This window comes from Rhizobium leguminosarum, from assembly GCF_010668065.1.
Taxonomy (GTDB): Bacteria; Pseudomonadota; Alphaproteobacteria; order Rhizobiales; family Rhizobiaceae; genus Rhizobium; species Rhizobium leguminosarum_S.
In genome coordinates this window covers 123,971-136,145 of sequence record NZ_WUEN01000014.1, presented here as the reverse complement: position 1 = coordinate 136,145, position 12,175 = coordinate 123,971, and the positions used below count along the sequence as shown (strand labels likewise).

Genomic DNA, 12,175 nt, shown 5'->3' with positions numbered 1-12,175 from the left:
TCTCTGTCATCGTCATCTCCTGTTCAAAGGTTGGCTAAAACAGCCCAATCCTTCAAATCAGAAGCGCATCATGCAAATCCCGAGTTCCAAATGCCGCGCAAGCGGCTTCGTTCAATCCTGAATGTCGCTTGGTCCTAGTCGATCGGTTGCACTTCTTCACGCATCTTTGGGTTCCTCGTTGCGCAACACTGGGTTCTCGAACCCCTATCTTGATCGAGACCGGTCCGATCCGAGATGATTGGCGATGATGCCGAGGTGGCGCCGATCGCGGCGAACTCGGTCCCAAGTTACGAGAAGGACCAGAATTATGCTGCAGAGATCGATTGACCGCGTCACAAGCATACCTCCACTCGGCCCGGGCTTCGACGGCGAGCGGCACAAGGCCGCATTGGTGATCGCGCCCGGCGACCTAGCCTCGACCGATCCGTTCTTCCTGATGGCCGACGACAACATCACACTGGAGGGACGTTTCGGCGATGCACATCCCCATGCCGGCCTCGAAACCGTGACCTTCATGCTCAAAGGCACGATGGAGGATACCGGAGGCCGGCTGGAGGAAGGCGATGTGGAGTGGATGACGGCGGGCAGCGGCATCGTCCACTCGGAGAATGCGGTGGTCTCGACGGGGATGCGTCTGTTCCAGCTCTGGCTGATCCTGCCGGAAGCGCAGCGCAACATGGGCCCCCGGGTGCAGGTCCTGCGCCGTGCCGATATGCCGGTGCACGCTGAGCCGGGGGTCACGGCGATAGTCTACAGCGGCCAGCTGGAGAATGCGGCAGCGCCGACCTTGAACGCGGTGCCTGTCACCTTGATCGACGTTCATATGGAAGCAGGAGCCGCCTTCGCGCCGCAATTGCCCGCCTCCTACAACGCCTTCGTCGTCTTGATCGATGGCGAGGTGGAGGCTGGCGTCACCAGCGAGCAGCTGGCCACAGGCTCGGTGGGCTGGACCACGCCGATGGGCGATGGCACGAGCTCGCTCACGATGCGCGCGCGCGATCGCGGCGCGCGGGTGCTGCTTTACGCCGGGCAGCCACAGAGCATCGAGGTGGTAGCGCAAGGGCCGTTCATTGCGGGATCGGCGAGTGAGCTCGCCGGCTACTATGCCGCTTACCGTCAGGGCAAGTTCCCTCATGCCGGCACGATGCGGCCGGTCGCCCATGCGTAGGAACGTTTCGCCGCGCCGCGATTGTCGTGCGGCACCCTCCAAGGAAAATGGTTATGGCCAGAAAAGTCGAAATGCAGTCGATCCGCGTAACCCCGCAGCATGTGCATGGTGGAACCGTCGCGGTCGCTACGGAACAGCTCTGGAATGCGGTCCGGGCAGATCTTTTCAGCGATCTCGAAGTCGTCCGCTATCGCTTCGACCAGATGGGTGCAGCGCACGCCGACATGGAGAGCCGGCGGCTGACGGGCCTTCCTGTCCTGATCGTCTGATGGGCAGCCCATGCTTGTCACTGATGGCACGTGCGACTATACATCCACATGATGGATTTACACGGCATTGACCTCAATCTGCTCGTGGCGCTCGACGCATTGATCGCCGAGCGAAACGTCACGCGTGCCGGCCAGCGTATCGGACGCACGCAACCGGCGATGAGTGCCGCCCTCAGTCGTCTGCGGGGATTGTTGCGGGACGAATTGTTCGTCAGGGGACCCAACGGCCTTCAGCCCACGCCACGCGCGCTGGAATTGGCGGAGCCGATCTCGCTGGCACTGCGCAACATTCAGCAAACGCTGGAATTCACGCAAGAGTTCGATCCATCCGCTGCGGCGATGACGTTCTCGCTGGGGCTCTCGGGGCATACCGAAAGCGTGGTTCTTCCGCCTCTGATCCGGGTACTCGCCAACCGGGCGCCGTCCGTTGACCTTCGGGTCCGCGACTATACCAGCCGGGAGGAGGCCACGCGGATGCTGGACAGCGGCGAGATTGACATGGCGGTCGGACTTCCAGCGGTCGAGACCGGCCGAATCCTGAGCGCGCGTTTGTTTCAGGAACGCTTCGTGTGCATCCTGCGCAGGGACCATCCTGCGGCAAACCAGCCGCTCGACATGGAACGGTTCCTGGCGCTGCCACACATCCTGGTCTCGCCGGAAAACGAAGGGCTGGACGTGGCCGACGCCGCGCTCGCCACTAAGGGCCTGAAGCGCCGGGTCGCAGTCACGGTTCAGCATATGGCGAGCGCGCCGGAACTGGTCGCCGCTTCCGACATGGTGGCAACCGTTATCGAGAGCGTCGTCAGGCGATCGGGGTGTTCGGAGCAACTCGCGGTGCGGGACTTTCCGCTGCGGCTGAACCCCGTGCCGTTCGTCCTGAATTGGCATCGCCGCAATGACGCGCATCCGGCGCAGCGCTGGCTCCGCAGCTGCCTGGCCGGCGTCTTCCCGCACGTGTGGCAAGGCTCTGAACAGGTCTGCGCCGACCTCCGACAGCAATATTACTGAGGCGAGCCTCGCGTCTAGTCATCCATGCGATGGATGATGATGCATATCAGATATCGATTTCAAGATATCGATCCCACCCGTCTAAATGCCCGGCGACAGCGCCAATGAGCGCTCGAATATCAATGCTGGAGCATAATCATGACGGACAGGAAGTTTCGTGTCGGGATCATCGGCGCGGATACGCAGGCGAGCTGGGCTGGCGCATCACACGTCCCCGCGCTTGCGGCGCAGCCATCGCTGGTGCTGGCAGGCGTGGCGACACGCCGGGGAGATAGCGCGAGGGCTGCGGCCGAGGCGTTCGGCGCCGAGCGCTGGTATGCGGATCCCTATGAGCTCATCCGCGACGAAAGCATCGACGTCGTAACCGTCGCCGTGAAGGTTCCGGCGCACCATGACCTGGTAATGGCGGCGTTGAAAGCGGGCAAGGCGGTTTATTCAGAGTCACCGCTCGGAGCGACCTTGGCGGAAACCGAGGCGATGGCGGCTGCGTCCAAGTCGCTTCACACCGCGATCGGATTGCAGGGTCGCCACAATCCGGCTGTGCGCCGCGCCGCGGACCTGGTCGCGTCCGGCAAGCTTGGACGTTTGCTGTCGGCCCGCGTCGATGCGACGACATTCGGCTACGGGCCTCAGACGACGAGCAATTACGACTATTTCAACAAGGCCGCGTCGGGCGCGAGTTTCATGACGATTACGAGCGCCCATGTCCTCGATGTGATCGAAGCTGTTCTGGGTGACATCACCGAGGTCGACGCCCGCGTCGCGCTCCTCTGGCCGGAGATCGAGGTCGTCGATACCGGGGACATCTCGGCCCGCGAGATCCCAGATCATCTTGACCTGATCGCCAAGACCATGAGCGGAGCGCCGGTATCGGTCCAGGTGCTCGCCGGCGTTCCGGCCGAAGACGCGCGCTTCACTTTCGAAATTCGTGGAGCCGAGGGACGGCTGACCCTGACCGGCAATCACCTCGCTGGCGCACAGGTCGGCGATCTCAGCCTCACGGCGACCGTCGCGTTCACACCACCCGACACGCCGATCGCGACTGGTGTCGGCCCGACCGCCGCAGGTTTTTGGGCCGGTGCCGCGATCAACGTCGGGGAAGTCTACGCCTCGCTCGCGCGTGACCTGATCGCGGGCACTTACAAGACGCCGGGGTTCGATCACGCGCTTCGCAACAGCCGCCTGATTGCTGCGGTGGAGCGCGCGGCCCGGACGGGCGAGCGGCAGAGCGATCTCGGCTGACCTGATTTTCAAACCAAACGGGACCCGGCGTCACGTTCTACGCGCCGGGCCGTCAAGACAAGGAGATGCAGTATGCGGATGCGCAAGCTTGGCAGCAGCGGACTGTTCGTGTCCGAGCTCTGCTTCGGTGCGATGACCTTCGGGGGATCGGACGGTCTGTGGGGACAGGTCGGAAAACTGGGGCAGGACGATGCGGATGCGCTGATCGGCGCCGCGCTGGATGCGGGCGTCAACCTCTTCGATACGGCCAACATCTATGCACATGGCCGGAGCGAGGAGATCCTGGGCCGATCGCTCAAAAATGTGGGCGTGGCGCGGGACGATGTGGTTGTCGCGACGAAGGTAGCGTCGCCCATGGGCGATGGACCGAACCGAGGCGGCGCGTCGCGGCTTCACATCCTGAGCGAGTGCCGCGCCAGTCTGCGCCGATTGGGGCTCGACCATATCGATCTCTACCAGATTCATGCCTTCGACCCGGCAACCCCGATGGAGGAAACGCTGGAGGCGCTCGACATCCTCGTTCGTGCAGGCGATGTTCGCTACATCGGGCTGTCGAACTGGGCCGCCTGGCAAATCATGAAGGCGATCGGCATCACGCGCGCGCGAAATCTGGCGCCGATCGCCTCGCTGCAGGCTTATTACACGCTCGTCGGCCGGGACGTGGAGCGCGAGATCGTGCCGCTCCTCGCCTCCGAGCAGGTGGGCCTGATGGTATGGAGCCCACTCGCCGGAGGCTATCTGACCGGAAAGTACGCCGACGGCGGATATCCCGAAGGCGCACGGCAGACCGAACTCGACTTCCCGCCGATCGACCGCGTCCGGGGCGAGCCGCTGATCCGCGTCCTCAAGGACGTTGCCCGCAAGCATGATCGCAGTCCCGCGCAGGTCGCGATCGCGTGGCTCCTCAAACAGCCGGTGGTGTCGACCGTCATCATCGGCGCCAAACGGGTCGAGCAGCTACGCGAGAACGTTCAGGCCACAGAGGTCCAGCTTGACCTGGACGACATGGCGCGTCTCGATTCCGTCAGCCACCTGCCGGTCGAGTATCCGGGCTGGCTTCTGAATGCACCAAGCAGTCGCGGCTCGTGATTCTTGCGGGTTACATGGCTGTCGTTCGCCTGGGTTCCTCAAACAGCAACCCCATGTTTCAGGACTGCCAGCTACTGCAACGCGATCGAGGCGATTATCTTCCTGACGACGCTCAACAAGGAGATATTCATGCCGGCAGTCCTCGTTCACGGTGTTCCTGACACTCATCGCCTTTGGGATCCCGTCCGCTCACATCTGGCGCGCACCGATATCGTCGCGCTCGATCTCCCGGGCTTTGGCACGCCGCTGCCATCAGGCTTCGCCTCGACCAAGGAGGAGTATCTCGACTGGTTGATCAAGCAGGTCGAGCAGATCGGCGAACCCGTGGATCTGGTCGGCCATGACTGGGGCTGCCTGCTGACAGGGCGCCTCGCGTCGATCCGCCCCGATCTGGTGCGAACCTGGGCCGGAATCAGCGGGCCTATCGATCCAGAATACCCATGGCACTATCTCGCCAAGATCTGGCAGACACCAGGTGAAGGCGAGCAATGGATGAAGGACCTCGACCTCGAGGAATTTGCGGCGAAGCTCGTCGAGGCGCAGATGCCGCGAGATGCGGCGGATGAATCGGTTCGGCATCTCGATGCCACTATGCGGGCAAGCATTCTCGCACTTTACCGTTCCGCTATCGAGGTCGGTGCGGAGTGGAAGCCGGGTTTGAGCAGCATGACCGCGCCAGCGCTGGTGATCTGGGGTCTGGACGATCCGTTTTTGCCGCACCGCTTCGCCGACGAGCTCGGCAATGCCACACACGCACGCGCCGTCATGAAGCTGCGCGCCTCGCATTGGCCGATGATAGAGCGTCCGGCCGATGTCGCACGCGAACTCGAGGCCCATTGGACTCACGTTTAACTCCCTGCGCTTGCGTCACTTGGGCTCAACCCGCGCAGCCGCAACGCGAACGGCAATGATTGGTCACCCGCTATGCGCCCAAGCATTTGTCCGGAAACGAAACCATGGTCAAGCAGCACGGCGAGCATTGCCCGGGTTGCACCAGACAGGAGCACGCCTACATGACAAATTCAGCAAACACCCGGATCGGCGTCGGCATCGTCGGCGCCAGTGCTGATCGAGGCTGGGGCGGAATTGCTCACGTCCCGGCGCTGCGGGCGCTCGATGCGTTCCAGATCCGCGCTGTCAGCACGACTCGTATGGAGAGTGCGAACGCGACCGCTAGCCGACTAGGCGCCGATCTTGCCTTTGACACACACCAGGCGCTGGTCCTGCGGCCGGAGGTCGACTTGGTGGTGGTTGCGGTTAAGGTGCCGGAGCACAAGCAGATCGTTTCCGACGCGCTCGCCGCGGGCAAGATGGTCTATTGCGAATGGCCGCTCGCGCGAAACCTATCGGAAGCGGAAGCGCTGGAGGGGTTTGCCCGCGAACGGCGGCTGCGAACGGTTATCGGGTTGCAGGGCGGCCTGCACCCGCCGATTCGCTACCTTCGCGACCTCGTCCGGCAGGGCGTGATCGGCATGCCGCTCAGTACGAGCATCCGAGCGCATTTGACTGACGCCATGTGGCTCGGCCGATATGACCCGCCGTTCGAGTACATGGCTCGCGCAGAGAATGGCGCCACGCTTCTAAGCATCATGCTCGGCCACGCGCTCCAACCGCTCGCGCACGTACTCGGCGCATTTGAGAGCCTGTCCGCCGTCGTCGCCAATCAGCGAGGCGACGGTGTCCGCCTCTCGGATGGCACGTCCCTCCCGAAGGACGCGCCGGACGAGATCGTCGTCGCCGGCGTTCTCGAAGGCGGGATCGTCACTTCGCTGCACTACAGTGCCGGGCAGTCCGCCGGCTCGGCGATGGTGTGGGAGATCCAAGGCACCGAAGGCAGTCTGCGCGTCGAGACGGCATCGGGCTACATCCACTTCGGCGATGTGACCATCACTTTGCGCCGCGGCAGCGAGCCTGTCCAGCGGCTACAGGTCCCGCCCGCATATGCGGCTCCCGACCTGCAACTCGACGCACCCGCGGCTGGTGTCGCCCGCCTCTACGCCCAGTTCGCCGCCGACCTCCGCGATGGAACCGCCGATGCGCCGGACTTCGCGGTCGCGCTCGATCGTCACCGGGTGCTCGAGGCGATCACACAGGCCGCTGAAACAGGTTATCGCCAGCATCTGTCCCATCCCGACCTAGTCAATTCCAATCTCTGAAAACCCGGGGAGTTTCCTGACCATACCCGTGCACCTCATGCACGAAAGAGTTCAGTCAATAACGCGGCTGCGGCGAAGATCGTCATCTCAGCTTTCCGTCGAAGCCCCCAGATACGTGTCAAATCTGGACAAATCAGGGAAAATGCGGCGTATCGGTATTAGAAAGCGACAACTCGGTGGCAAGAGGTGCTCTTCGCGGATTAAGGCGCACCTTCCCACGTTGCGGGAGCACTGGCATGAGGATACTTCTGGTCGAAGACGAGGTGGAGTTCGCCAAAGCAATGCGCGGCGCCCTCGAACGTGATCGCTTCGTGGCCGACTGGGTGACTAGCATTTCGCTTGCGAGAGAAGCATCCCGGTCGCAGGTGCACGAGCTCGTTTTGCTTGATCGCACTTTGCCTGACGGCGACGGCCTCAGCCTTATTCCACAGCTGTGGGTAGACAATCCGGGCGTGCCGATCATCGTCTTGAGCGCTCGCGGGGAACTGAGCGACCGCGTAGCCGGGCTCGATGATGGCGCCGACGATTACCTGGTGAAGCCTTTCGACCTGGAGGAAATGCTTGCTCGCATCCGGGCCGTGCAGCGCCGCCCGAACGAACTTGCACCAGACGAGATCGTCGTCGGTGACCTCGTATTCGACATGGCCTTTGGCGAAGCACGGGTTCACGGAACGCAGTTGGTACTGCAAAGGCGTGAAGTTGCAGTGCTCACTGCGTTGATTCGGCGTCGCGGGCGCGTTGTCCTGCGCGAGTCCCTTGAGGAAGCCGTCTACGGCTTCGACGACGCTATCCAGTCGAACACACTCGATTCCCATATCTCACGCCTGCGTCGAAAATTCAGCGATGCTGGCGCCGGCGTCGAGATTCATACGGTCAGAGGGGTGGGTTATTTGCTCAGGGCTAAGGATTGAAGCGCCGTCAGCCATCATTGAAGACGCGCCTTGTCACCAGGCAGCTGATCCTCCAGTTTCTGACGGTCGCGGCCGCCGCCATCGGATTCATCATCTTTTTCGTCAATTCGGCTGTTGACGGGATGTATGTCGAGGAGGCCGTCGTAAAAGTCGCCGCAAACTCGATCGTCCGAGATGCTGCCGGTGCCCCAAGAGTGGAAGTGACGCCCGAGCTGGCGAAACTTCGCGAGGAATCGCCGGATCTCTGGTTCGCGGCCCGGCTTGGCGACGGCAACGTGGTTGCCTTCGGCCAGGTGCCGGCGGAGTACGCTCCCCTCGTTCCCCACCTCGACAAACTGTCTTCGGCAGACATGCGGGGGCAGTTCGAGCCATTTACCCTTTCCGCCCTGGTTCGACAGGAATCCGGCCCCGCAGGCGATATGATGATCATAGCGCACGGTCGGGTCCAACCCTTCACGGCGCTCATCACCATTGCATCCAATATCGTAGCCGCTACCATTTTCCTCGTCCTGGCTCTCGTCTCCATCGTCGCGACGCCCATGATCGTCACGCGCGCTTTAGCCGGTGTCCTAAAAACTACGGAGGAAGCGGAGCGGATCGACGCCGGGCGTCGCGGCATCCGCCTTTCGGAAGACAAGGTTCCACGTGAGATCGGCCCGCTCGTCCGCGCCGTCAATGAAGCTCTCGACCGCCTCGATGAAAGTTATAATCGTCAGCACCGCTTCATTGCTTCGGCTGCCCACGAGCTGCGAACGCCGATCGCTATATTGAGAATGAAGATCGACGCTGCGACCGACATGGGCCTGCGATCGCTCCTGCCGGACGTGTCACGGCTTGCGACGCTGTCCGAGCAACTGCTCGATCTTCATCGGTTGGACAATGGCGCGCCAAGTGACCGGATCGACCTCGTTGCGCTCGCCCGCAGTGTCGTTGCGGATCTGGCACCGGTGTTGATCGCGTCGGGCAAGGCAATCGAGGTGATCGTTGAACAGCCCGGAAAGATCATGGGCAATACCGGTTCGATAGAACGCGCGCTCACAAATCTCATCCAGAATGGTGTCGAGCATGGCGGGAACGAGGTGATCGTGCGGGTCAACGGTACCTCTTTGGAGGTCGAGGATAACGGCGTTGGTATTCCGGGGGAGGAGCACGAACGGGTGCTTGAACCCTTTCATCGGCTGCGGCCGCGATCTTCCGGTACCGGCCTGGGTCTCAACCTAGTCAAGCAAGTCGTCGATCATCATGGCGGCCGCATCACAATCGCAGAGGCCCCGAGCGGTGGGGCGATCGTACGATTAGAGTTCACTGCGGCGTCGTAACCGCGGCCGAGCCAATGTTGGCGCAATGTTTCCCTGCGCATCTACACGGACGCAGCGCGATGCCGGGCTGCTTGCATCCATACTCGCGGTCTTGCGCCTTTGCAGTGAGCAGCGACCGCGAGGCGCCGCCTTGTCATACTTGAGGTTGATAATGATCGCAGATGATCAATGGCAACGACCCGGCTGGCCAGAAATACTGATTGGACTCGTCGCATATCCAGTTCTTCTTGTTTCGTTCGGCCTGCTGATGGGACTTCTGCCCAGCAGCGATCCCGTTCTCCTAGGAGTTGTCGGCTCGACGGCAGGAGGTTTCGTCGGCGTCGGTGCTTTCGCCGCAGCATATAGCCTGCGGATACGGGTTCTGCGCTCGTTCGGGTTCCGACCGGTCTCACCTCGCTGGCTCCTGATCGCGACTGGAGTCGGAACCATCGGATACGGTCTCAACCTGATCATACAGTTCACATATCAGGCGTGGTTCGGCAGCAATGATCCGTAACCGGTGTCCCGCTCCCACATTGTCCCGGCCGTCATAATCTGTGATCGGATTCCGTGGATGAGCAACGGGAGTTTCTCCATGGAGAGTACATTGGAGGTTCTCACGACCAGGAAGTCTGGACGTGAGGTTCATCGGCAGTGGCCGGACGAGGTCAAGGCTCAGATCGTTTCGGAGAGCCTTCGGCCCGGCGCGATGGTGAATGAGGTCGCAGAGCGCCATGGCTTGAAGCCGAACCACCTTTCCACCTGGCGGACGATGGCGCGTCAGGGCAAATTGGTTCTGCCTGCACCCGAGGATGCGGTGGAGTTCGCAGCGGTGATCGTCGATCCACCTGTTTCGGAGCCGCCAATCAGGAAAGCCAGCCGTCCCGAGATTATTGTCGGTGCTGTCACGATCCGTCTGGAAGAAGGGGCATCTGCCGCCCGGATCGCCGCTGTCGCGCGTGCCTTAGCGGTCCCGGCATGATCTTTCCATCGAACCGGGTTCGGATCATGGTGGCCACCAAGCCAGTCGACTTCCGTAAGGGCCACGATGGCTTGGCGGCACTGGTCAAGAACCAGCTACACAAGGACCCGTTTACCGGAACGGTCTTCGTATTTCGGTCGCGCAATGCAGACCGATTGAAGCTGATCTACTGGGATGGCAGCGGGCTGGTGATGGCCTACAAGCGGCTGGAGCAGCACACGTTCACCTGGCCGGGAATCAAGGATGGCCTGATGACCTTGGGTCATGCCCAGTTTGAAGCGCTGTTTGCAGGCCTCGACTGGCGTCGGGTCCGTTCCGTTGAGGCGAGAGCGCCTGACGCCATCGAATAGGTGCGTCACGATGACTCGGGCGGCAAATTCCAGCGGTGAGACGGGCAGAATTTGATAAACTTCAGCCATGTTGGACGCCGCCGATTTGCCGGACGATATTGCTGCCTTGAAGGCGATGCTGATCGCGGCGCAAGCGCGTGATGTCCGAAAGGATGAGCGGATCGAACGGCTGGAGAAGTTGGTCGCTGCTTTCAAGCAGGCGGCCTTCGGGCGCAAATCCGAGAAGGCTGATCCCGAGCAATTCGATCTCGCACTGGAGGACCTGGAAACGGCCATTGCGACCGTCCATGCCGAAGACGAGGCTGATAGCCCTTCGGCTAAACCGCACCCCAAACCACGCGCCGCCAATCGCGGCTCTCTTCCCGCCCACCTTCCTCGTATCGAGGAGATCATCGAGCCGGAAAGCCTGATCTGCCCCTGTGGCGGCGGCCTGCATCGCATCGGCGAGGACGTGTCCGAGCGGCTGGATGTCATTCCGGCGCAGTTTCGTGTCATCGTCACTCGTCGTCCAAAATATGCCTGCCGTGCCTGCACCGACGGCGTATCTCAGGCTCCAGCACCTGCTCGACTGATCCATGCCGGGCTGCCGACGGAGGCGACCATCGCACATGTGCTGGTGTCCAAATACGCCGATCATCTGCCGCTCTATCGGCATGCCCAGATCATGAGCCGCCAGGGCATTGACCTCGACCGCTCCACGCTGGCCGAGTGGGTCGGTCGGGCCGCTTTCGAACTACGTCCGGTCTTCAACGCGTTGATTGCCGACCTGAAGCGTTCAACCAAGCTATTCATGGACGAGACCCGTGCGCCGGTGCTTGATCCCGGCTCCCGTAAAACCAAGACCGGATACTTCTGGGCCCTAGCCCGTGACGACCGCCCGTGGGGCGGAGGTGCGCCGCCTGGCGTCGCCTTTACCTATGCTCCAGGTCGTGGCGGGCAGCATGCAGAGCGGATATTGCAAGGATTCAAGGGCGTCCTCCAGGTGGACGGTTACGCCGGATATAATCGCCTGATCTCACCTGATAGGAGCGGTCCAGACATCCGGCTTGCTTATTGTTGGGCGCACGCACGGCGCAAGCTGGTCGAGATCACCCGTACTGGCTCAGCGCCGATTGCAGAGGACGGCGTGAAGCGGATCGCCGAACTCTATCGCATCGAAGCCGATTTGCGTGGCCTCGCCCCTGAAGCTCGCCTAGCTGGAAGACAAGACCGATCAGCGCCGCTGATCGCAGATATGCGGACTTGGCTGACGCATCATTGCGCCCGTGTCGCTGGCAAGTCGCCGCTCGGCGATGCGCTGGCCTATATCGCCAAATATTGGGACGGCCTCTGCAAATTCTTGACCGACGGGCGCATCGAGATCGACAACAACAGCGTCGAGAGAACCATCCGGCCAATAGCGCTCAATCGGAAGAACGCCCTGTTTGCGGGACATGACGTGGGAGCCGAGAATTGGGCAACCATCGCGTCGCTTATCGAGACCTGTAAGCTCAACGACGTCGATCCCTTCAAATACTTGACCAGCACGATGACTGCCATCGTCAACGACCACAAGCAGAGTCGCATCGATGAGCTACTGCCGTGGAATTACCCAGTAGGGCAATATGTGCCCGAAGGCTTCTCCCGACCCTAAGCGGACTTGTTGCTACCGCAGCATCTTGTCGTCAAAATCCATTCCTGCCACATTGAAGCGTTCTAGCGA

General features: G+C 61.9%; 13 protein-coding genes. All 13 read left to right on the top strand.

Translation table 11 applies throughout. The features are described 5' to 3' along the window. Positions 1-307: 307 nt before the first annotated feature. The 13 genes from GR198_RS29475 (at position 308) to tnpC (ending at position 12,106) form a co-directional block, all read left to right on the top strand. On the top strand, positions 308-1,168 hold the full coding sequence (locus GR198_RS29475; protein WP_113544304.1) for a pirin family protein: 861 nt from the start codon (positions 308-310) through the stop codon (positions 1,166-1,168). Between the two features lie 53 nt (positions 1,169-1,221). After that, complete coding sequence (locus tag GR198_RS29470) at positions 1,222-1,437, top strand: hypothetical protein (RefSeq protein WP_245514959.1); 216 nt, start codon at positions 1,222-1,224, stop codon at positions 1,435-1,437. Between the two features lie 48 nt (positions 1,438-1,485). Beyond that, complete coding sequence (locus GR198_RS29465) at positions 1,486-2,445, top strand: LysR family transcriptional regulator (protein ID WP_113544303.1); 960 nt, start codon at positions 1,486-1,488, stop codon at positions 2,443-2,445. A gap of 138 nt (positions 2,446-2,583) precedes the next feature. Continuing rightward, positions 2,584-3,687: a Gfo/Idh/MocA family protein gene (locus GR198_RS29460; RefSeq protein ID WP_113544302.1), complete on the top strand. Its 1,104-nt coding sequence runs from the start codon at positions 2,584-2,586 to the stop codon at positions 3,685-3,687. A 72-nt stretch (positions 3,688-3,759) separates the two neighbouring features. Further along, positions 3,760-4,776: an aldo/keto reductase gene (locus tag GR198_RS29455; protein WP_113544301.1), complete on the top strand. Its 1,017-nt coding sequence runs from the start codon at positions 3,760-3,762 to the stop codon at positions 4,774-4,776. 129 nt (positions 4,777-4,905) lie between these two features. Beyond that, positions 4,906-5,628, top strand: coding sequence for an alpha/beta fold hydrolase (locus GR198_RS29450; protein WP_113544300.1), 723 nt, complete (start codon positions 4,906-4,908; stop codon positions 5,626-5,628). 104 nt (positions 5,629-5,732) lie between these two features. Next, positions 5,733-6,932: a Gfo/Idh/MocA family protein gene (locus GR198_RS29445; RefSeq protein ID WP_245514961.1), complete on the top strand. Its 1,200-nt coding sequence runs from the start codon at positions 5,733-5,735 to the stop codon at positions 6,930-6,932. Positions 6,933-7,168: 236 nt separating this feature from the next. Continuing rightward, positions 7,169-7,843 (top strand): response regulator, encoded by a 675-nt coding sequence (locus GR198_RS29440; RefSeq protein ID WP_164070056.1) that lies wholly within the window; start codon positions 7,169-7,171, stop codon positions 7,841-7,843. A gap of 122 nt (positions 7,844-7,965) precedes the next feature. Next, on the top strand, positions 7,966-9,162 hold the full coding sequence (locus GR198_RS29435) for a sensor histidine kinase (RefSeq protein ID WP_246711137.1): 1,197 nt from the start codon (positions 7,966-7,968) through the stop codon (positions 9,160-9,162). Positions 9,163-9,313: 151 nt separating this feature from the next. Next, positions 9,314-9,658, top strand: a complete 345-nt coding sequence (locus GR198_RS29430) for a hypothetical protein (RefSeq protein WP_246711136.1) — start codon at positions 9,314-9,316, stop codon at positions 9,656-9,658. Between the two features lie 78 nt (positions 9,659-9,736). Continuing rightward, the gene (gene tnpA, locus GR198_RS29425; protein WP_246711135.1) at positions 9,737-10,123 is read left to right on the top strand and encodes an IS66-like element accessory protein TnpA; all 387 of its coding nucleotides are present in this window, start codon (positions 9,737-9,739) and stop codon (positions 10,121-10,123) included. Continuing rightward, a complete protein-coding gene (gene tnpB, locus GR198_RS29420) occupies positions 10,120-10,473 on the top strand; it encodes an IS66 family insertion sequence element accessory protein TnpB (RefSeq protein WP_162769181.1) in 354 nt (117 codons plus the stop codon). The genes tnpA and tnpB overlap by 4 nt, the downstream gene beginning before the upstream one ends. A 67-nt stretch (positions 10,474-10,540) precedes the next feature. Then, positions 10,541-12,106: an IS66 family transposase gene (gene tnpC, locus GR198_RS29415; RefSeq protein WP_113544437.1), complete on the top strand. Its 1,566-nt coding sequence runs from the start codon at positions 10,541-10,543 to the stop codon at positions 12,104-12,106. Positions 12,107-12,175 lie beyond the last annotated feature (69 nt).

What these genes read in the sequence shown, in the direction of transcription:
- GR198_RS29435 (WP_246711137.1), top strand. Translation starts at nt 7,966, where the DNA reads ATGTATGTCGAGGAGGCCGTCGTAAAAGTCGCCGCAAACTCGATCGTC.
- GR198_RS29465 (WP_113544303.1), top strand. Translation starts at nt 1,486, where the DNA reads ATGATGGATTTACACGGCATTGACCTCAATCTGCTCGTGGCGCTCGAC.
- tnpB (WP_162769181.1), top strand. Translation starts at nt 10,120, where the DNA reads ATGATCTTTCCATCGAACCGGGTTCGGATCATGGTGGCCACCAAGCCA.
- GR198_RS29470 (WP_245514959.1), top strand. Translation starts at nt 1,222, where the DNA reads ATGGCCAGAAAAGTCGAAATGCAGTCGATCCGCGTAACCCCGCAGCAT.
- GR198_RS29475 (WP_113544304.1), top strand. Translation starts at nt 308, where the DNA reads ATGCTGCAGAGATCGATTGACCGCGTCACAAGCATACCTCCACTCGGC.
- GR198_RS29450 (WP_113544300.1), top strand. Translation starts at nt 4,906, where the DNA reads ATGCCGGCAGTCCTCGTTCACGGTGTTCCTGACACTCATCGCCTTTGG.
- GR198_RS29455 (WP_113544301.1), top strand. Translation starts at nt 3,760, where the DNA reads ATGCGGATGCGCAAGCTTGGCAGCAGCGGACTGTTCGTGTCCGAGCTC.
- GR198_RS29430 (WP_246711136.1), top strand. Translation starts at nt 9,314, where the DNA reads ATGATCGCAGATGATCAATGGCAACGACCCGGCTGGCCAGAAATACTG.
- tnpC (WP_113544437.1), top strand. Translation starts at nt 10,541, where the DNA reads ATGTTGGACGCCGCCGATTTGCCGGACGATATTGCTGCCTTGAAGGCG.
- GR198_RS29460 (WP_113544302.1), top strand. Translation starts at nt 2,584, where the DNA reads ATGACGGACAGGAAGTTTCGTGTCGGGATCATCGGCGCGGATACGCAG.
- GR198_RS29445 (WP_245514961.1), top strand. Translation starts at nt 5,733, where the DNA reads ATGGTCAAGCAGCACGGCGAGCATTGCCCGGGTTGCACCAGACAGGAG.
- tnpA (WP_246711135.1), top strand. Translation starts at nt 9,737, where the DNA reads ATGGAGAGTACATTGGAGGTTCTCACGACCAGGAAGTCTGGACGTGAG.
- GR198_RS29440 (WP_164070056.1), top strand. Translation starts at nt 7,169, where the DNA reads ATGAGGATACTTCTGGTCGAAGACGAGGTGGAGTTCGCCAAAGCAATG.